General features: G+C 69.5%; 19 protein-coding genes and 1 tRNA gene. 8 read left to right on the forward strand and 12 right to left on the reverse strand.

Annotation, left to right across the window (positions count from 1 at the left end; all coding sequences use genetic code 11):
* Window positions 1-39: 39 nt before the first annotated feature.
* The 3 genes from BZB76_RS24420 to BZB76_RS24430 all read right to left on the reverse strand — a co-directional run bounded on the left by BZB76_RS24420 (window position 40) and on the right by BZB76_RS24430 (window position 2,370).
* A complete protein-coding gene (locus tag BZB76_RS24420) occupies window positions 40-687 on the reverse strand; it encodes a GDSL-type esterase/lipase family protein (protein ID WP_121436712.1) in 648 nt (215 codons plus the stop codon).
* Complete coding sequence (locus BZB76_RS24425) at window positions 687-944, reverse strand: acyl carrier protein (protein ID WP_121436713.1); 258 nt, start codon at window positions 942-944, stop codon at window positions 687-689. The genes BZB76_RS24420 and BZB76_RS24425 overlap by 1 nt, the downstream gene beginning before the upstream one ends.
* A 403-nt stretch (window positions 945-1,347) precedes the next feature.
* Entirely contained in the window at window positions 1,348-2,370 is a 1,023-nt protein-coding gene (locus BZB76_RS24430) for a sulfotransferase family protein (protein ID WP_121436714.1), read from the reverse strand.
* A gap of 406 nt (window positions 2,371-2,776) precedes the next feature.
* Between BZB76_RS24430 and BZB76_RS24435 the strand changes: the two genes are divergently transcribed.
* The 3 genes from BZB76_RS24435 (at window position 2,777) to BZB76_RS24445 (ending at window position 10,570) form a co-directional block, all read left to right on the forward strand.
* Entirely contained in the window at window positions 2,777-3,472 is a 696-nt protein-coding gene (locus BZB76_RS24435) for a hypothetical protein (RefSeq protein WP_121436715.1), read from the forward strand.
* Window positions 3,473-3,579: 107 nt separating this feature from the next.
* Window positions 3,580-5,604, forward strand: coding sequence for a flotillin family protein (locus BZB76_RS24440; protein WP_121436917.1), 2,025 nt, complete (start codon window positions 3,580-3,582; stop codon window positions 5,602-5,604).
* A gap of 34 nt (window positions 5,605-5,638) precedes the next feature.
* Window positions 5,639-10,570 carry a DNA repair ATPase gene (locus BZB76_RS24445; RefSeq protein WP_420534815.1) on the forward strand — a complete coding sequence of 1,644 codons (4,932 nt, stop codon included), beginning with the start codon at window positions 5,639-5,641 and terminating at the stop codon, window positions 10,568-10,570.
* Between the two features lie 12 nt (window positions 10,571-10,582).
* Here the strand turns inward: BZB76_RS24445 and BZB76_RS24450 are convergent, their stop codons facing one another.
* The 4 genes from BZB76_RS24450 to BZB76_RS24460 all read right to left on the reverse strand — a co-directional run bounded on the left by BZB76_RS24450 (window position 10,583) and on the right by BZB76_RS24460 (window position 12,376).
* Complete coding sequence (locus BZB76_RS24450) at window positions 10,583-11,104, reverse strand: DUF892 family protein (protein WP_121436716.1); 522 nt, start codon at window positions 11,102-11,104, stop codon at window positions 10,583-10,585.
* Window positions 11,101-11,232 (reverse strand): hypothetical protein, encoded by a 132-nt coding sequence (locus BZB76_RS36435; RefSeq protein WP_281273902.1) that lies wholly within the window; start codon window positions 11,230-11,232, stop codon window positions 11,101-11,103. The genes BZB76_RS24450 and BZB76_RS36435 overlap by 4 nt, the downstream gene beginning before the upstream one ends.
* A complete protein-coding gene (locus tag BZB76_RS24455) occupies window positions 11,229-11,726 on the reverse strand; it encodes a DUF6084 family protein (protein WP_147449514.1) in 498 nt (165 codons plus the stop codon). Before BZB76_RS24455 ends, BZB76_RS36435 begins: the two co-directional genes overlap by 4 nt.
* A gap of 113 nt (window positions 11,727-11,839) precedes the next feature.
* A complete protein-coding gene (locus BZB76_RS24460) occupies window positions 11,840-12,376 on the reverse strand; it encodes a TIGR03086 family metal-binding protein (protein ID WP_170180729.1) in 537 nt (178 codons plus the stop codon).
* Window positions 12,377-12,980: 604 nt separating this feature from the next.
* On the opposite strand from BZB76_RS24460, the gene BZB76_RS24465 reads away from it, so the two are divergent.
* Window positions 12,981-13,343 (forward strand): hypothetical protein, encoded by a 363-nt coding sequence (locus BZB76_RS24465; RefSeq protein WP_147449515.1) that lies wholly within the window; start codon window positions 12,981-12,983, stop codon window positions 13,341-13,343.
* 267 nt (window positions 13,344-13,610) lie between these two features.
* On the opposite strand, the gene BZB76_RS24470 is transcribed toward BZB76_RS24465, so the two are convergent.
* The 3 genes from BZB76_RS24470 to BZB76_RS24480 all read right to left on the reverse strand — a co-directional run bounded on the left by BZB76_RS24470 (window position 13,611) and on the right by BZB76_RS24480 (window position 16,667).
* Window positions 13,611-13,796 carry a hypothetical protein gene (locus BZB76_RS24470; protein ID WP_121436720.1) on the reverse strand — a complete coding sequence of 62 codons (186 nt, stop codon included), beginning with the start codon at window positions 13,794-13,796 and terminating at the stop codon, window positions 13,611-13,613.
* Between the two features lie 1,027 nt (window positions 13,797-14,823).
* The gene (locus tag BZB76_RS24475) at window positions 14,824-15,390 is read right to left on the reverse strand and encodes a GNAT family N-acetyltransferase (RefSeq protein WP_121436721.1); all 567 of its coding nucleotides are present in this window, start codon (window positions 15,388-15,390) and stop codon (window positions 14,824-14,826) included.
* On the reverse strand, window positions 15,390-16,667 hold the full coding sequence (locus tag BZB76_RS24480) for a helix-turn-helix domain-containing protein (protein ID WP_147449516.1): 1,278 nt from the start codon (window positions 16,665-16,667) through the stop codon (window positions 15,390-15,392). Before BZB76_RS24480 ends, BZB76_RS24475 begins: the two co-directional genes overlap by 1 nt.
* 196 nt (window positions 16,668-16,863) lie before the next feature.
* Between BZB76_RS24480 and BZB76_RS24485 the strand changes: the two genes are divergently transcribed.
* The 4 genes from BZB76_RS24485 to BZB76_RS24500 all read left to right on the forward strand — a co-directional run bounded on the left by BZB76_RS24485 (window position 16,864) and on the right by BZB76_RS24500 (window position 18,267).
* Window positions 16,864-17,394, forward strand: coding sequence for a hypothetical protein (locus BZB76_RS24485; RefSeq protein WP_121436723.1), 531 nt, complete (start codon window positions 16,864-16,866; stop codon window positions 17,392-17,394).
* Window positions 17,391-17,621: a hypothetical protein gene (locus BZB76_RS24490; RefSeq protein WP_147449517.1), complete on the forward strand. Its 231-nt coding sequence runs from the start codon at window positions 17,391-17,393 to the stop codon at window positions 17,619-17,621. Before BZB76_RS24485 ends, BZB76_RS24490 begins: the two co-directional genes overlap by 4 nt.
* Window positions 17,618-17,842 (forward strand): hypothetical protein, encoded by a 225-nt coding sequence (locus BZB76_RS24495; RefSeq protein WP_147449518.1) that lies wholly within the window; start codon window positions 17,618-17,620, stop codon window positions 17,840-17,842. The genes BZB76_RS24490 and BZB76_RS24495 overlap by 4 nt, the downstream gene beginning before the upstream one ends.
* Before the next feature lie 107 nt (window positions 17,843-17,949).
* On the forward strand, window positions 17,950-18,267 hold the full coding sequence (locus tag BZB76_RS24500) for a hypothetical protein (RefSeq protein ID WP_147449519.1): 318 nt from the start codon (window positions 17,950-17,952) through the stop codon (window positions 18,265-18,267).
* 566 nt (window positions 18,268-18,833) lie between these two features.
* On the opposite strand, the gene BZB76_RS24505 is transcribed toward BZB76_RS24500, so the two are convergent.
* Window positions 18,834-18,907 (reverse strand) — tRNA-Ala (locus tag BZB76_RS24505).
* A gap of 47 nt (window positions 18,908-18,954) precedes the next feature.
* Window positions 18,955-19,497, reverse strand: coding sequence for a divisome protein SepX/GlpR (sepX, locus tag BZB76_RS24510; protein WP_121436727.1), 543 nt, complete (start codon window positions 19,495-19,497; stop codon window positions 18,955-18,957).
* Window positions 19,498-19,613: the final 116 nt, after the last annotated feature.

The raw sequence follows: 19,613 nt of genomic DNA on the forward strand, positions 1-19,613 counted from the left end.
AGAGTTCGAAAATTGGCGGCCCGGACATCGGTCGAAGCCTCAGCGGACCCGCTCGCCGAGCGAGCTTCCCGCGATATGACCGATCACCTCCGCGACATAGGCGTGTCCCCTCGGGTTGAGGTGGATTCCGTCGGCGTTCCACATCGCCGGGTCAGCGACTTTCGCCACCGCCTCCCGTTCGGGAAAGGTCGTTCCGAACTCGCGTGCGGCGCGTCCGAGCTCGTCGTTGAGGTCGGAAATACGCTGGACGGTCCGCTTCTTACGGAACTGTGAGATCGGGGACAGGTCGAGGAGCGGCGGCCGGGGCACCGGGATGGCGACGGCGACCGCGCCGACGTCCCGGGCCCAGCCGAACAGCTCGTCGAGCCGGGCGGCGACCTCCGTCCGGTCGAAGCCGCGCAGCGCGTCGTTCATGCCACAGCCGAGCACCAGCAGGCGCGGCCGGAGCCGCCGGACGGCGGGGAGCTGGTCGCGGACGACGTCCTCGATCGTCGCGCCGGGGTCGGCGACATTGAGCAGTTCCGCACGGGAAATGCCCAGGTGGCAGGCCAGTCGTCCGGCCCAGCCGAGCCATCCGCCGCCGGGATCGGGGTCGGCCTGGCCCTCGGCCACGCTGTCGCCGAGCACCACCATGACGGGCTCGGGCCCCGTCCCCGCGGCCCTCGCCCCGGTGGAGGCGAGGTCCATCACGCGACGAGTTCGAGCAGGTAGTCGGTGAGGTCGGTGACCGTCTCCCGCCGCCGGGCCTCGGCTACGTCGACCTCGATCTGGAGGTGGTCCTCGATGTCGCTGATGATGCTGATGGTGTAGACGGAGTCCACTCCGTAGCGGGCGAGTTCGACCGCGGGGTCGATGTTTTCGGGAGGCTTGTCGAGGTAGAAGGCGATCCTGTCAAGAAGCCACGTTTCCAGCTCGCCGCGGGAAATTGTTTCCGATCCGGTCACCGCACTCCTCCTTTGTCAGAGGATCATCGAATTTCAGGCGATAGCTATCGGAAGACGAGCAACACGCAACATACATGGAAATGGAGGATATGTCTCAGGTCCACATGTGAACGATCGGACACAACCATGTCTCTGTCGCGTAAATTATGTCAGCGGAGACGGTAAATCGGCGCAAAGTTACTGAGCGGTAAGGTGTTCCGTTATGGGACCCAGCGCCGCCGGGGCCGGACCTCATCGTCCCCGCGCGCCCCATCGAACCGTTCGTTCTCGCGGGCGGTACGACGGCACGTCACCTGCATGGTTCCCCGGCGGCCCCGGTCCGGGCGGGCGATCGGCGGGCGCCGGGTGGGCGCCGGAGCCCGGCACGTTCCAGAGGGTTTCGGACAGCGTTCGGGACGGCGGCTCAGCGCCCGTCCGGCCGTCCGGACACCGGCACCGGTCCCCTCAGCCGGGAGACGACGGGGTTCGGCTCCCGGGCCTGCGCGAGCCGGTCCAGGAACGCGTGGGCGTGCCGTGACCGCCAACGGTGCGCCGCCATGCGGTGGAACCTGGCGAGGTGCGCGGCGGAGGGTCGCGGTGTTCCGGTCAGCGTGTAGCCCCGGTCGACCAGACGTGAGGCGAGGACGTGCTCGACCAGGTCCGCCTCCCACACCGGCAGGCGGTCCCGCCACGCCCCCACCGCGCGGGTGTTGGGCGCCTCGTGGGTGCGCAGATGCCATTTGCGCGTGGACGGCACCGTCCGGCGGGCGTGCTCGTACGCCCTGGTCATCTCGGGGTCGTAGTCCTCGCCGAGGAAGGCGCACAGCTTCACCAGCTCGTCCTCCGGTTCGGCGACGAGGTCCTCGTACCGAAGCTCGTAGAACGTACGGGGACCGAGCCGGGACGCGAGGGCCCTCCCCGTGTCGATCGCCTCCCGCCAGGTCAGCGCGGCGGCGTAGATGTCGCCGTGGAACCACGGCATCCGCACCAGCGAACTCACCGCGTCCCGGCCGTCCCGGACGAGATGGACGAACTGGGCGTCCGGGAACAACCGCCGCAGCATCGTCACCCGGCGGAAGTAGCTCGGACGCTTGTCGCCCCAGCGCGGTTTGCCGTGTCGCCGGGCATAGCCGCGGAAGATGATCGCCAGCGCGGACCCGAGCGTCGGCGGCCCGTGCACGATCTCCTCGATCGTCTCGTCGGCGTCCAGCCCGAGGACCCTGAACTTGGTGTCCTTGCCGTGGACGATCCACTCCGCCAGCGCCCGCCGGTTCGCCTCACGCTCGAGATCGCCGAAGGTGTGCCGCACCTCGTACGAGGTGTGCACGAACCGGGTCTCGGACGGGAACGCGACACGCCGGTGCGAGTGCAGCATCTGCTGCAGCAACGTCGTGCCCGACCGCGGACATCCGAGAACGAAGATCGGGTGGCTGAGCTGCGGATTCATGGGCCGCGAACGTACCCGCGCCCGCTGGACCCAACCTCGGGACGACCTCCACGAAACCTGAAAGTTCGCGTCGATCGGATCGAAGGAGACTTCCCTTAACACGAGAAGTAAGCTACGCTAATTACTGGTGTGCCGGGAAGTCTGGTCGGCGGGACGGATACGTCTCCGACCAGAAGGGGTTCAATGACTCACCGGCATTCTTTGTGTGCGCCGCGTCTGCCCCTGCATGGCGCGCGGCCCTACGGTTTGACCGTCGCCGCACTGGCGCACGCCTTCCCAGATAGCTAGCCGCATCGGCCACTGCCCCGACGGGGCCACTTCTTTCACGTTCACTCCCCTGGCCAGGGCGTTCTCGCGCGCTCTGGCACGGTCACTGACGTCCTCGATGCGGAAGCGTGCATTTCACATGGGCGAATTCATCGACGCCGCGCTCGGTTTCCCGACGGCGCTCTTCACTTTTTCTCTGCTGGTCGTCACCGTGTACTGGACGGTCGCCCTCCTCGGCGGCCTGGGCACCGAACTCCCCGGCACCGGAGGTGATGTCGGGGACGCTTTCGGCGGTGCCGAAGACGGTGCCGAAGACGGATTCGTCGCCGAGCGTCTCGCCTTTCTGGGCCTCGGCGGAGTTCCCGTCACGGTCGTGCTGTCCCTGCTGATCGCGCTCGCGTGGTTCGTCAGCCTCGCCGGTACGGCGTTGTTCGACGGCACCGTCGCGCGGACGCTCGTCCTGCCCGTGGCGCTGGTCGCGGCCTGGCTCGGTACGCGCGTGACCGTCCTGCCGCTGCGCCGCGTCTTCCAGGGAGCCGTGGAGGCCTCGCTACGCGACTTCGTGGGCCTCCCCTGCGTCATCCGCACCGGACGGGTCGGCCCCGACTTCGGGCAGGCGGAGGTCACCGCGGCCGACGGCTCGTCCGCCATCGTCCAGGTGCGGCAGCCCGCCATGGACATCCCCGTGGCCGGTCTCGCCAAGGACACCGTCGAAGGCGCCGTGCTCACCACCGGCAGCAGAGCCCTGATCTTCGATTTCGATCCGGAGGGCCGGTTCTTCTGGGTCATGCCGCACGACGCGGCGTACGACCGGCCCGAAGACCTCGCCCGCTGACCGGGCCCACCGGCCAAGCCCACCGACCGGGCCCCGCCCGGCCGACCCACTGACCTGCCCACCTCACGCTGACCTGCCCCGCATCCCCCAAACAGACGGGAATGTCGATGGACACCATCACGATAGGAGCCGGTGTGCTCCTCGCGCTCGCCCTGCTCATCGCCCTCGGCCTGGTGCTGATGGTGACCCGGTTGTTCCGCAAGGTCGACCAGGGCCGCGCGCTGATCATCTCCAAGTTGAAGAGGGTCGACGTCACGTTCACCGGCGCGATCGTGCTGCCGGTGCTGCACCGCGCCGAATTCATGGACATCTCGGTCAAGACCATCGAGATCGAACGCACCGGACGGGACGGTCTGATCTGCAAGGACAACATCCGGGCCGACATCCGCATCACGTTCTTCGTCCGCGTGAACAAGACCGTCGAGGACGTGGTGAAGGTCGCGCAGGCCATCGGGACCGCGCGGGCCAGCAGCCAGGAGACGTTGCAGGAGCTGTTCGCCGCCAAGTTCTCCGAGGCGCTGAAGACCGTCGGCAAGCACCTGGACTTCACCGACCTCTACACCCGCCGCGACGAGTTCCGCGACCACATCATCCGGGTCATCGGCACGGACCTGAACGGCTACAGCCTTGAGGACGCGGCGATCGACTACCTGGAGCAGACCCCGCTGCTGTCCCTCGACAAGTCGAACATCCTGGACGCCCAGGGCATCCGGAAGATCACCGAGCTGACCGCGCTGGAGCACATCCGCACCAACGAGCACGCCCGCAACGAGGAGAAGGAGATCACCCGCCAGAACGTGGAGGCGCGGGAGGCGATCCTGGAGCTCGAACGCCGCCAGGCGGACGCGGAGCTGCGGCAGGAACGCGAGGTCGAGACCGTCCGGGCCCGTGAGCAGGCGGAGATCGAGCGGGTCAAGGCGGAGGAGCGGCTGCGGGCGCAGACCGCGCACATCCGCACCGACGAGCAGCTCGGCGTCCAGCACGAGAACAAGGAGCGCGAGGTCTCGGTCGCGGCGAAGAACAAGGAGCGCGTCCTCGCGATCGAGAGCGAGCGCATCGAGAAGGACCGGGTCCTCGAGGTCATCGCCCGCGAGCGGGAGACGGAGCTGACCCGCATCGCCGCCGACAAGGAGGTCGAGGCGGAGAAGCGGGAGATCGCCAACGTCGTCCGGGAGCGGATCGCGGTGGAGCGGACGGTCGCCGAGCAGGAGGAGGGCATCAAGCGCCTCCGCACGGTCGAGGAGGCCGAGCGCGCCCGCCAGTCGGTGATCATCCACGCGGAGGCGGAGGCGCAGGAGAACCTCGTCAAGGACATCAAGGCCGCCGAGGCCGCGGAGGCCGCCGCCGCGCACCGGGCCCGCGAGGAGCTGACGATGGCGAAGGCCCGGCAGGAGGCCGCCGAGCTGGACGCGCAGGCGAAGATCCGGCTGGCCGAGGGGCTGCGGGCCGAGGCCGCCGCGGCGGGGCTCGCCGAGGTGCAGGTCCGTGAGCGGGACGCCGACGCGATCGAGAAGGTCGGCCGTGCCGAGGCCGCCGTGGCGCAGGAGAAGGCGCTGGTCGAGGCCGCGCGGATCCGGGAGAGCCTCAAGGCGGAGGCGGAGGGCCTCACGGAGAAGGCCGGGGCGATGGCCGCGCTCGACGACGCCACCCGCCAGCACGAGGAGTACCGGCTGCGCCTGGAGGCGGAGAAGGACGTGCGTCTCGCCGGGATCGAGACGCAGCGCCGGGTCGCGGAGGCGCAGGCCGGCGTTCTCGCGGCCGGGCTGGAGAAGGCCGACATCGACATCGTCGGCGGCGACACCGTGTTCTTCGACCGGCTCGTCGGTTCGATCGCCCTCGGCAAGGGCGTGGACGGCTTCGTCCAGAACTCCAAGGTCGCGCAGGCGGTCGCGGGGCCATGGCTGGACGGCTCGGGAAGCTTCACCGACGACGCGGCGAAAATCCTCGGTTCGCTCTCCACGGACGGCGTCCGCGACCTGACCCTTTCCGCGGTGCTGCTGCGCATGCTCAAGTCCGGCGGCCCGGACGGCGCGGCCGTCCAGCAACTCCTGGACACCGCCCAGCGCCTGGGCATCGCCGACACGCGGCTGTCGGACCTCAACGGAACCGACCTGACCACCGCGTCCAGGTAACGGACCGCACAAAGGACGGAGGGGAGACGAACCCGTGATCGAGGACGTCAGGGACGCGCCCGCCACGCCCGAAGCGGCCACGGCTGCCACGACCGGTACAGCCACGACCGGTGCGGAGCTGGACCACGGCACGTACGAGGTGCTGCGGGCGCGGCTCGCGGAGCGGGCCGGGGAGCTGGCGCGGCGGGCCGAGACGCTGAACGCCCGGCGGCTGGAGGTGTTCGGCGGCGCGGAACTGACGCTGATCGGCACCGAACGGATCCGGACGGCGAGTCCCGGCGTGCCCCGCGACGTGGTGGCTCTCGGCGACGTGCTGTTGTTCGGGAACAACGCGTCCCTCGGCTCGACGTCCGAGACGACGGTCGACGACGTGTTCTCCCTGCACAGGTTCTCGAGGTCCGGCGAGGCCGGCGACGGGGGCGGCATCGCGTTGGTCCCGGTGGGGACCGACGCGGTGCCGGGTCTCCTGGACGATCCTCGGTTCCGGCGCGACTTCGCCGACATGTACCGGTACTACCGGCAGGCCCGGCTGCTCCAGTTGCGGTTCGTCGAGGGGCGGCTGCTCGCGGCATTCCAGACCGGGCCGCGCCTGTCCGACGTGCGGGTGCTGCGGTGGCGGACGTCCATGTCCGGGGACGGCGCCGTCACCTACGAGGACAACCAAGGCGAGCGCGACCACGCGTTCCCGTCGCCGCACGACGTCGACTGGACCGCCGCGACGCGGGACGAGCACGTCCTGGGGCGACACCCGCACATCTCGATCGGCGGTGAAGTATTCGTCGCGACGGTCGGCGGCACCCTCACCGTCAAGGTCGAGGACGACACCGACACCGGCGAGGGCATCTACTCCGAACCCGTCGACGAGCCGCTCCAGTCGCTCGCCGACGCGGACGTCCTGTACGCGCGGGTCGGGGCACTGATCCTGCTGCGGATCCGCCCGTACAACGAGACCGGGTGGCGGCACCTGGTGTTCAACGTCCGGACGAAGGACGTCGTGCGGCTCGACGGCATCGCGGGGGCGTGTCGCCGGCTGCCCGACGACCACGGGATCGTCTTCCCCGGCGGCTACTGCCTGGACACGGGCGTGGTGAAGACGTTCGACACCGACGTCACCGGGTTGGAGTACGAGCGCGTCGTCCGGTCCCCGAACGGCGAGGACGTCCTGTACGTGTTCCATTCGCGCGCGGACGGCAGGTCGCTGCTCCTGCCGTACAACGTGATCCGCAAGCAGGTCACCACGCCGATCACCTGCCACGGCCACGCGCTGTTCGAAGACGGGACGCTCGTCGTCATGCGGACGCTCACGGACGAGGCGGCCCGCGTCCACCCGGTCCGGTTGTGGGCGACGCCGTTCGTGTCCGACGCGCACGCCGCCGCGCAGCCCGTGGGCACGGGTCCGCTGGAGCGGATCGGGAACGCGGACCTGGTCCGGGGGATCTCCGAGTGCCTCTCCGTCGCCCGCATGGTCGAGGAGATGTCGCCGTCCACCCGTGTCTTCGAGGCGCTGATCGCGGCCTGCACGCGCACGTCCGACCTGCACCACTGGCTCGCCGGGGACGAGATCGGGGACCTCGCGGCGCCGCTGGCCGACGTCCGCGCCACGGCGGGTCAGGTGCTGGAGGAGTACGAGAAGGTCCGCGCGCTCACCGAGCAGGCCGCCGCGTCCGTCGCCGAGACCGCCGACGCCGTCGCGGCCCTGGTCCGGCGGGCGCGCACCGAGCCGCCGGAGAGCGCGGACGGGTGGATGACGCGGCTCGCCGAGTTCCGCCGCGCCCAAGGGCACATCGAAACGCTTCGCGACCTGCGCCATGTGGACACGGCCCGGCTCGACGAACTGGCCGCGACCGTCGAGACCGAGCTGCGGGACGCCGGTCAGGGCGCCGTCGAGTTCCTGCGCCGCGAGGACGCCTTCACCGGCTACCACGCCGAGGTCGACCGGATCGCGGAGGCGGCGCACGCGATCGAGACGTCCGCCGACGCCGCGCCCCTCGCCGACCTCCTCGACGCGCAGAACGAGGGCCTCGGGATCGTCACCGAGGTCGTCGGCGAACTCGACCTCACCGACGCCACCGCCCGCACCGCGATCCTCGAACGGGTCGGCGAGGTCCTCGGTGGGCTGAACCGGGCCCGCGCCGTCCTGGACAACCGGCGCCGCGAACTCCTCGAACGCGAGGAGCGCGCCGCGTTCGCCGCCGAACTGGCCCTGCTCGACCGGGCCATCGCGGGCGCGCTCGCCACCGCCGCCACCCCCGAGGGCTGTGACGAGCAGCTCGGCCGCCTGCTCCTCCGCCTGGAGACCATGCAGGCCCGGTTCGCCGACCTGGACGAGTTCCTCGCCGAACTCGAGACCAAGCGGACCGAGGTGTACGAGGCGTTCTCGTCCCGTAAGCAGGCGCTTCTGGACGAGCGCGCCCGCCGCACCGACCGCCTCATGGAGTCGGCCGACCGGATCCTGTCCGGCGTCCGCCGCCGCGCCGCCGCGCTCGCGTCCCCGGACGAGGTCAACACCTACTTCGCCACCGATCCGATGGTGGCCCGCCTGCACGCCATCGCCGGCGAGCTGCGGGCCCTGGACGACGGTGTCCGCGCCGAGGAGCTGGACGGCCGGGTCAAGGCCGCCCGCCAGGAGGCCGGGCGCGCGCTACGCGACCGGCTCGACCTCTACGGCGACGACGGTGGGACGATCCGGCTCGGACGGCACCGTTTCGCCGTGAACACCCGTCCGGTCGAGCTGACCCTCGTTCCGCACGGGACCGCCGAACGCGCCTCGCTCGACTTCGTGATCACCGGCACTGACTACCGGGCGCCGGTCCGCGACGACGCCCTCATCGCGACCCGCCACCTGTGGAGCCAGAGCCTCGTCTCGGAAACCCCGGACATGTACCGCGCCGAGTACCTGGCGACGTCGATCCTCGCGGGGACGGCCCCCGACGTGCTGCGCCAGGCCGTGGCCGGGGATCGTGTGCTGTCCCTCGTCCGGGACGCGGCGGCCGACCGTTACGACGAGGGCTACGAACGAGGCGTCCACGACCACGACGCGGCGCGCATCCTGGAAACAGTGGTGCGCCTGCACACGGACGCGGGCCTGCTGCGTTACCCGTCCGCCGCCCGCGCAGCCGCACAGCTCTTCTGGACACACGGACCCGCCGACGGCGACCGCGCCGCCTGGACGACCCGCGCCCGTTCCCTGGTCCGCGTCCGCGAGGCGTGGGGCAGCCCCGGCGCCCTGACCGCGCTGGCGTCCGAGCTGGCCGCGTCCATCGGCGAGTTCATCGACCGCACCGGACTGCCCGCTGAGGCGGACGCGGCGATCGCGGCCGAGTACCTGATCGAGGAACTCGCCGCCACTCCGGAGGGGTTCGTCACCGCCCAGGGAGCCCGCGACCTGCTGGACGGCCTCGGCCATCACCACGCCGTCCTGAACAGCGAGCTACACGCGCTCGGCGGCGACCTCGCCGCCCGCCACCAACTCGCCATGGCCTGGCTCGCCCCTTTCGCGGACGACCCGTCCGACCTCCCCGATGCCGTCGCCGCCCTGCTGTGCGACGCCCCCCGCTACGACTCCCCCGCCGCCCTCACCGCGACGGTCGACGACCTGCTCGGCGACCATCCGCGCATCACCGGCGGCCGTCTCTCCGTCCGCCTGGACGAACTGCTCACCCGCACCCGCCGTTTCCACGCCGACCGGGTGCCCGAGTTCCGCGCCTACCAGAAACGACGCAACACCGTCATCGCCGAAGAAGGAAGACGCCTCGGAATCACCGGGCTCAAACCACGCACGATGAGCGCCTTCGTGCGCAACCGCCTGGTGGACGAGGTGTACCTACCGCTGATCGGCGACAACCTCGCCAAACAACTCGGTTCGTCCGGCGAAGGCAAACGCACCGACCACATGGGTCTCCTCCTGCTCATCTCCCCGCCCGGCTACGGCAAGACGACCCTCATGGAGTACGTCGCCGACCGTCTGGGGCTGGCCCTCGTCAAAGTGGACGGTCCGGCCCTCGGCCACGAGACCACGTCCCTCGACCCGGCGAAGGCACCGAACGCCACCGCCGCCCGGGAGGTGGAGCGGATCAATTTCGCCCTCGAAATGGGCAACAACGTCCTGCTCTATGTGGACGACATCCAGCACACGTCCCCGGAATTCCTCCAGAAGTTCATTCCGCTGTGCGACGCCCAACGCCGGATCGACGGCGCGGCACGCGCCTACGACCTGCGCGGCAAGCGATTCGCCGTGTGCATGGCCGGAAACCCGTACACCGAGTCCGGGCGTCGTTTCCGCATTCCCGACATGCTCGCCAACCGCGCCGACGTCTGGAACCTCGGCGACGTCCTGTCCGGCAAGGAGGACCTGTTCGCGCTCAGCTTCATCGAGAACGCCCTCACGTCCAACCCGGTGTTGGCTCCGCTCACCACCCGCGACCGCGGCGACGTGGAACTGCTCGTCCGGCTGGCCTCCGGCGACGAGACCGCGCGTCCCGACCGCCTGTCCCACCCGTACTCCCAGACCGAGCTGGACGAGATCCTGGCCGTTCTGGAAAGGCTGCTGCACGTCCAGCGGGTCGTCCTGACGGTCAACCGCGCCTACATGGCCTCCGCCGCCCAGGACGACTCCGCCCGCACCGAGCCTCCGTTCCGGCTCCAGGGTTCCTACCGCGACATGAACAAGCTCGCCGAACGCGTCCTGCCCGTGATGAACGCCGCCGAACTCGAAGCCGCCATAGACGACCATTACAAGGCCGAATCCCAAACCCTGACCTCGGACGCCGAAGCGAACCTGCTGAAACTGTCCGAACTTCGCGGCACCCTGACCCCCGAACAGCAGGCCCGCTGGACGGAGATCAAATCCGCCTACCGACGATCCCAGCCCATACCCGGAACCGAGGACCCGACAGTGAGCGCCCTCCTCCACCTGGCCGACAAACTGACCGCCATCGAAAAGGCACTGAACGCACGACTCGACTGACCGGGCGACCCCTCAATTCCCGGCCCCGGGCGGCGGCGGAACGTCCCGAACCCCATGCTGCCTGAGCGACATGTCCACGGCCAGGTCCCACCGGTCGGACAGGGCACGCGACATCGCGTACGCGTCGTCGCACATCGCCGCCGCGGCCTCCGCCGTCTCCGGGTCACCGGCCCGTTCGGCGACGCGCCGCAGCATCTCACCGGCGGCGATCTGGAGGTGGACGGCGACATAGGCGTCCCGCATGTGCCTGCCCACGGGGTCGCGGCGGCTGCGGCCGAGCCCGCCCTCGACCACCGCCGCGAACAACATCCCCGCGTCCCGCACGATGGACGGCGCCGAACCGTGCGCCCGCAACCGGGCCTCGATCGCCCGCGTATGCGCCCGGGACCGCTCGGCGTAGCGGCCGAGCGGTCCGCACATCTCCGGTTCGTCCGCCGCCGCGGTCAGCAACTCGCTGAGCGCGGCCTGCACATGCTGCTGCAGCGCGTGCGCGTCCTTCAGATAGCCGACCAACTGCCTGTCGATGATCGTCATGCGGACTTTCTCGCGCGCCGTCGACGCGGCGTCGGCATCGCCTTGACGACCACGGCGAGCACGGCGAGCGCCAGCATCGCGACGGTCAGCCGGAGCAGACCGGGCCCCAGACGCTTTCCCTTGCTCATTTCTCACTCCCTCCCCTGTCCAGTTCACGGGCGACCGGACGGATCCGTCCGGCCACGTTCATTTCGGCCCTGCGGCCACAGCGGGCCAGCAGGTCACGCCAGATCGAAACGGGCAACAGGGCCGTCATCTCATGCCGCCAGGGGGCCTGCCCGGTGTGCCGGTTCCCGTCCTCGCCGGGGTAGAAGACCGTGCCGTCGAAGGCCAGCCTGAGCGGCACACCGCCGTCATCCCCAGAAGGCCCCTCATCCACATGGCCGCACGTCAACCCGAGCGTGGCCTCCGTCCCACCGCGAAAGGTGGGCACGGTCGCACCACCGCGCGCCCACGCCCGACCGGACTCCGCGAGAGTCACGAACGTGGTGAGCAGGACGCACTGGACGGGCCCGCCGTCCAGCCGCCGCAACCCGACCCGCAGATTCAGGATGGGCGCCACCGTGGACGTTCCGGCCTCGAACCCGACCAGCTCCACACCGAGTTCCGGCGGACCGTTCATGATCAACACTTTTCGGACCTGCCCCGCCCGCCCGACACGAAACACCGTGACGAACCCCTTCAATCTCGGATTGGAGAGATTTTCCGGTGCCATGCCGGACGTGCCTGGTCGCCTCAGCCCAACGGCCGCCGCCCGAGAAAGGCGACCAACCGATCTCCCGCCCCCGCGTCCACACCCGGCTCGACCGGCTCGGCGAACAACGGCCACCGATCCTGCGGCTCGGGCGCCAACAACGGCACGATCATCAGCAACTCGTCCGCCAACGCGGGCGGAACGGGCGCCCGCCGCCCCGACGCCTGCGCGATGTCCCAACCGTGCACGGCCACCTCGATCGCTCCTGCGGCGGCCATCAACTCCCGATCCATACTGCGATCACCGATCTCAACCCGCCCCGGGCACAGCGACTTCCGCAGCAACCGAACAGCACGCACCCGCACCGCGGACACCGGATCCTCCTCCGGGACGAGCGGCTCCGGGTTCATCGCGACCCGCCCAAGGCAGACGCCGTCGTACAGGGCCGCGAGCGAGTCACGCAGATGCAGCAACAGCATCTCGAGGTTCCACTCCCCACACGGCGTCCCACGCCCCAGCATGTCGGGCGTGACCCCCTGGACGGCCGTCAACGCGAAGTAGATCGCCCGCTCGAGCAACCTGCCGTCCAGGGGAGATGGACAGTCACCCGAGGGGGGACCACCCCTCGGCCCAGACCGGTGGGCTTCCGTCCACGCACACATCTGTCCTCCAGTCATCGCGACGGCCTCCAAGAGGTAGACCATCCGCCCACCGGAAAGTCATCGCACACCCCATCACCCACGCCGATACCACCCCCAAAGAGCAAACCGCACCAATCCCCCACAAACCCCACCCGACCCGAGGCCACAAAGTCGCAACCATGCCCGAAAAACCAATTTTCCACCCCCTATGCCCGATTAGCTGAAACGATCAGCCACCTCACATCTGAAACGGACGTGCCAGGCATAGCCGCAATAACATCCGATCGTGCGACATAACCGATTGGAACGAGCTAGGCTGACCCGCGCGCCCCGAGCGAGAGCCTCGGGGCGATGACCAGTTAGAGCGTCGTGCGCACATGAACGCACGACGCCTCCACATAGATGGGATCACCATGCGCTGGCGCATCTTCATGTGGTAGGGGAGACCGGGGCGGACGTGAAAACTCCACCCCGGCCCCTTACGAAGATCGCCCGCAATAGAGCCTTCTCATCGGCGTCCCCGACATGGTGAACTGAATGAATGACAGAGCCGATGACCGTGGCCATCGCCACCGCCCTGGCGGGCAAGGCCGTCGAGGTCGCGGGCGAACCGGTACGCGCCGCCGTCATGGAGATCACCCGCCGCGTCCGTGAACGCTTCCACGGCCGCCCGTCCGAGGAGAGAGCCCTCGCCCGTGGCGCCGAGGAGCCCGAAATCCTCCAGGGCGCCGTCCGACGCCTCCTGGACGAGGACCCGGACTTCCGCAGCGAACTGGAAGGCCTCTGGAACCAGGCCCACACCGAGGCCTCCGCGACCGACGACGGCGTAGTCAACGTCTTCAGCGGCCAGGCCCAAAGCGTCATCCAACTCCGCGACATCAACGGCAACCTGAACATCGGCTAACACCACCTCCACCCACCAATCCCAGCGACCGTCGAACGCCATTCAGCGCCCCTCGCTGGAGACCGCCAAACACACGCGCCAGCCGGGGCGACCCTCAACTAAAAAGACGGCCCGCCTGAACCATGCGCTAACGCACCCGCGGAAAGTCGCCGATTCCCGAGATCGAAACCGCCCTAAACTTCTGCCGAGCAGGAGGAATGGCGGCCAGATCGGAGCGGGCGAAAAGCTCGGCCCGCTCCAATCCGGCTCGCGCCGTCCTTGGTCAGGTCAGGGCACGATCATGTGAAAGCCGATGTCCCGCGCACCAGCGGCGACGCCGGTGCCGACGAAGACTTCCCTGTCGGCGCAGCCCGCGTTGTCGTGCCGCAGGAAGACATTCGCGTCCCAGGGGGTACTACTCCACTGGACCGAAGCGACCGGAACGACCCGGCTGGCGTCGATGTCATCGTCCATCCGCACGCAGTACTGACCGGTGGCGATCTTTCGAACGCCGGTGACCCCCTGGAGCGAACGACCGACCCGTCGGCGTTGACGATGGCTGCGGCGCGAACTCCCGGGGCAGAGGCGCCGCCAAGATCGGCCAACGCGGGCAGAGCGAACCCCCCGACGATCCCGGCGGCGGCCAAGGCGGCCGCGGTCAGTGCGGCGGTTTTCCTGGTAATGGAGGACACGGAGCCTCTCTTCCTGGCGAAGGGATACGTTGCTGCGGAAGGAGCCTGGCGTGGCATTTCCACCGCGCCGACACCCCTCCAGCTATTACTCAATGTATTAACTTGAACACACATAGTGATATAGCGCAGCAGTAACCCCTGCTTGCTTCCCGGCTCGCCTAACCAGACCTGGAAGGCCGTAACACCACAGCATTGGACCGTTTTGTCTCCCACGGCCTGTACCGGGCGCGGTGACCGGACCTCGCGCCGTCCAGGCATCTCATGCCGCCGAACGGGCCGCCTATTGGTCCTTTCAAAGCTCGCGAAGAGCGGCGGCGCAGATGCCGGACAGCGGTAGGACGGCACCTAAGACTTCGGTTTTGGCCGCGCGGTGCAGAAACTGGCCCCGCCGACAGCGCCCCGCGCAGAACAGAGGCGCGCCCCCACAACGGGGGCCCCCGGAAAACATGACGAAGGACCAGCGGGAAAGCGACAACGTCGCTGACCATGCTGGTCCCAGGTCCGAAGGTGGAGCTGAGGGGATTTGAAGCCCTGACCCCCTCGATGCGGACGAGGTCGGACATCGTCGACCACCTGCGGCGATCAAGGCCTTAGCAGGTCAGCCCCCTCAAACACCCAGCCTCGCCCAGGCTGACGCAGCCTGATCTAAATGGTCGTCCCACATATTTCCCATAGGACCCCGCACGGAAGCGGGCCTGGCGTCAGCGCCCTGATGAGCACCGCCGGAGCCTTCGGACTCGTGGAACATCGCGAAAAGGCGCCCACCTTCGTTCAGAGGGCGGGCGCCGGTGCTTGCGAGATCATCGCGCCTACGGCGTGTCGACGCCGTCCAGAGGCAGGTCAACGATCATCACGTCGAAGTGCGGAGAGTCGGGGAACGGCTGTGCCTTCGCTATCTTGCGCCATCCCCACCGCGCGTAAGCCCGCTGCGCCGACTCGTTGTCCTCGCGGACCAGCAGCGTGGCCCGTTCCTCGGCTCGGCCGCCCAGCAGCGCGTCGTGCAAAGCGTGTGCCACGCCTTTGCCCTGCCACTGCGGAATCACCATCAGTTCATTAAACGCGAACGTCCTCCCCCCGGTCTCGCGGGTGAACCCGTCCGGCACGGGCGTCGTCAACCCGTCCCACCAACGGGCCTTCACCGGCAGCGCGTACCCGAACGCCTGGCCGACCGGCTCACCGGCCACGTGAGCGATGACGATCTCGAACCCGGGCGCCTTGGCGTAGCCGGGGAATCGTTCAGCGAACCGCTCCGCGGAGTAGAACGGTTGGTCGATCACGTCCTGATGTGACGCGACGTAAATCGGCACGATCACGCTGCCCAGGATGGACTCCGCGTCCGCTGAGTCATGGCGGGTGAAGGTGAGGTCCGAGGTCATCAGTCTCCTATGGAGGCGAGCAGTTCACGCACCTGCCGGATCGAGGGTCGCCCGGCCTGGGCGGAATCGGTGAGCCGTAGTGAGGTCATGGCGCTGCCCCGCAGGAAGGCGTCGCCGCGCCGTTCGGCCGGAAGGCCTTCCAGGACCTGTGTCATATGACGGGCGCCCTCCTCGATGTCCCCGGCGCGGATCAGCGCACCGGCCCGATGCATCTCGACCTGCCCGCGTGCCTGCCAATTCCGTGCTGGATAGAGGGCCAGCGCGGCGTCCTGGGCGGCCATGGCTGGGGCGATGTTTCCGGCGCAGGTATGGACGAGGCTGGTGACGAAGTGGAGACGACCGACCGACCACCCCCACTGACTGCCCCGATCGGTGCGCACCGACTCAGGGAGCCGCTCGAACACGTCACGTAGCTCGTCGAGGGCTTCCGCGGCTTCGTCGTGCCGACCGAGCTCGGCGAGCGCCTGGGCTTTGGCCGCGTGTCCGGAGACCACACCGGCAGGGGCGGCCCGGCCGACCGTGATCGCCTCCTCTGCCGCCTTGATGACGGACAGCCGGGGCTCGGGCGTGTAGAGAGAGGAGATGGCCGCGCGTCCGCGGATCAGCGCGGCTGTTGTGTGGTCACCGGTCTGGTCGGCGGCGCGTGCGGACGTGCGCCACCAGCGACGCGCAGACCTGCCCTCGCCCAGGATGGTCAGGTTGATCGCTATGAGCGCGGCCAATTGGGCACCCACGTGTATCAGGCGGGTGCGTGCCGTTCCCCGGGCGGACGGAACCAGGCGCGTCAGCTCGTCGAAATCCGCCGTCAGCTCCGGCTGGAGGGTCGCGGCGGGGGACCAACTGACCTCGCGGGCGTAGTCGTGGGCTACGCGTTCCCAGGTGTCGGCGTCACGGTCGCTGGCATCCGCGGCGACCGCGGCTTCGAACGCGTCACGTAGCGGCTCGGCGTCACGAGCCAGAGAGCTCGCGGCTCCGACGGTGGCCATCAGGCCAAGCAGAGTTCGGCGCTTCACGTCCTCATTGTCGCCAATGTCGCCGTCGGCTCGCCCGGGACCCGTGGCCGGCTCTGTGGTCCGAAGGAGGGCGACGAGGCGACCGCCGCCCCCGAGGATCTCGTCGAGTCGCGCTGCCGTCGCCTCGGATGTGCCCTTCTGGCCGAGGCGGAGCTTGGAGATGTGTGACGGGTCGATCGGCACCTGCCTGGCCAGGGCTCGAACGCCGAGCCCGCGCTCACCCATGAGCTGCCGGAGCACCTCCCCGAACGACTCATCAGCCATCGCCACTCACCGTTTCGTCTCGGTGTGGACCGCTTCAGGTTGTGGTCCGCACCTGGCGGCCCACGGACCACGCCTTCCAAGCTAGCCCCGGACGCGGTCGAGTAGAGGCCGAACGGGTGTCCCAGGACACATAGAGCGGCCCCGGGCGGTGTGTCAGCACCGTGCCCCGAGGCCTAACCGGAAGGGATCTCCGGCTGTGAAGAACGTAGCGAATCCGGCGTCGTCCGGCGACGGCGAGGTCGAGGCGGTCTTGAAACGGCTGAGCGACGCGCACGCCGACTGGGCGTTCCAGGTCCTGCCGGTGACCGAGCTGCCGTGGGAGGCGTTCCGCAAAACCGGCCGTTTCCGCGTCGGTGGGGGTGTGGGCTGGCTGCGCGCCGAGTCGGCGGAGCGGCTCGGCAGGCAGATCAGCGCGGTCGAACGAGCGGAGGCCGAACTCGACGCCATAGATGCGCAATCCGCCGGAGCGGGCATGCCGACCGGCTCCAAGAACCCGCGCGTGCTGGAGGAGCTTGAGCGGCTCCGCGCCGGGCACCCCGGCTGGCAGATCGAGTACGCCGGGGGCCGGGATGTCCCGTGGGTCGCGTTCCGCGACCGCGGCGCCAACTGGATGGGCGGGCACCCTACGGCCGAGGCCACAGACCCCGTCGAGCTGGAGTCGCTCATCGAGCAGGCCGTCCAACTGGAAGTCGAGAGCGGGACGCCCACCGAGCGGTGCGTGCGATGAACGTGCCGAGGTGCACGCAGGGACGTCCGGCCGCCCCGCCCCCCGACCTCTGGGACTACGCGACGGTGGTCAGGGCGTTGGAGCGCCGCTACACGGTCTCCGCCTGGCACGGCCCGTACACCGGCCGCTGGTGGGCGATGGTGGACGGCCGGTGCCTGGTCGAGGCCGACACCCCCGGGCAACTCGGCGAGCGGATCCAGATTGTGCGGAGCCGGTGGCCGCGATGACGCAGGCGGAATGCCAGCAACTGGAGACGCTGCGCGCGCAGTTCCCCGACTGGTGGTTCGCGTGGCAGGAGGTCGAGCCACGCTGGCACGCGCAACGCAAGGGCGACCACGCGACGCGGCCCGCCGTGATCACCGACCTCCGCGCGACCAACCCGAACGACCTGGCCCTACTGCTCCTACACATCCCGGCCGTCGAACCGGTCGCGGACCCGAACCGCTAGACCGAGGCGGCGCCGCGGGCGCTCGCCGTCCCGGCCGCGCCGCCCCCCATCGCCACGCCCCGGCGCCTGCGCGGGTGCCGGGGCGTGGCCACCGCCGAGAGGACAACATGCTGATACCTGAGGACCTCGGCCCGGCGAAGCGCCTGCTGGCCGCACTCCGCCACCGGGCACCGAAGTTGGTCGCGGAGATCGTCCGCGACGAGGAGACCGGCTTGCCACAGGTGCAGATCACCTACCGGGACGGGGTGATGCTGGCCGTGTGGGACGGCACCGCATACCGGTGGCGCTCCGAGGAGGGCCCGTGGGAGGTGCTACCTCAGGACCCGAGGGACGCCGCGGCTGCGATAGCCCCACCCATAAGGGTAACGACGCCTGCTCGTCCGACTGAGGACGGCGAGGATCCCGCCGACGACAAGCGCCCCTGAGGCCCCAGGGTCTCCAAGACGAGATCGACCCGAGACGGTGGGCGTGGTGAAGCCCTCACTGAGGGGTCACCGTCACGCCCACTCCCAGACCGTACGGCCCGCCGCGCCCTCCAACCCGTGGCCCCGGTCCCACCGACACGAGATTCTGGTGAGCATCATTCCGCTGTGGTCGGTCTACGGCGACGGCCGCCGATGCGGGCGGTGTCCCTCCTGCACAACCTCATCCGCTGCCCAAGCCGTCCAAGAATAGGACGCACCACGGCGAGCTGATCGGCATGTTCAACACGCCACGCCGGCGTGTCCTCAGCCTGCGAAGACATAGCTGTACTTCGCTGCTGTACGGCCACTCAAAGCCCCCCCGCACGGACCACAGGGGGCCGAAGCCCCCAAGGGGGCAAGGGGGCGAAGCCCCCAAGGGGGATGTAGGGGGCGAAGCCCCCACAAGGGGGGCGTGGGGGGCAAAGCCCCCCACATCGGGGGTCCGGGGGTCGCCCCCCGGGTAAACATGACGAAGGACCAGCGGGAAAGCGACAACGTCGCTGACCATGCTGGTCCCAGGTCCGGAGTGGAGCTGAGGGGATTTGAACCCCTGACCCCCTCGATGCGAACGAGGTGCGCTACCGGACTGCGCTACAGCCCCGAGGACTCCGTAAGGTTAGCAAACTTGAGGGGGTGGTCGTGCACGGGTTATTCGCCGACGGCGCGGCGGTCGTCGGCGTACTGGTCGAAGACGTCGTCGGCGGGGACCAGTTCGATGACTTCGGCGGGTTCGTTGGTTTCGGTGGGTTCGGCGGCGCGGCGGGCCTCTAGGGCGCGGGCGCGTGCGGCCGCCGCGGCGGCGGCCTGGCGGCGGGCGGTGTCCATGCCGACGGCGACGCGGAGCAGGGCCAGGTGGCCGGCCAGGAGGACGACCGGGGGCACGGTGATCCACCAGGGGGCTAGGCCGGACGTGGCGACGGTCACGGCGGTGATGGTGAGGGCCGTGAGGCCGGTGGTGCGGCGGCGGCGGCGGGCGATGACGGTGGCGCGGGTCGTGCGGCGGCGGGGAGGCGGTTCCGGGATCACCTCGGGGGCCTCGTCGGCTTCGTCGTCCTCGACGAGGGGCTCCTCGGAACGCTTGTGGAGGAGTCGGGTGATTCCGGTCGTTTCAGTGTCGCGGCGCAGCCACATGGGTACGAGGACGATGGCCCACACGGCGACGATGGCGAGGTACAGGACCGCGCTGCTCATCGGCTCCACCGTCCCGGGGCACGCTCCGCCGGCGGGCCGACTTTCGGCGCGCGAACGTGCAATGGGAGCAGGGCCACGTCCCGCACGGTACGAGGGGCTGTCAGAGGTTGACGAGC

The organism is Actinomadura pelletieri DSM 43383, from assembly GCF_003634705.1.
Classification (GTDB): domain Bacteria; phylum Actinomycetota; class Actinomycetes; order Streptosporangiales; family Streptosporangiaceae; genus Spirillospora; species Spirillospora pelletieri.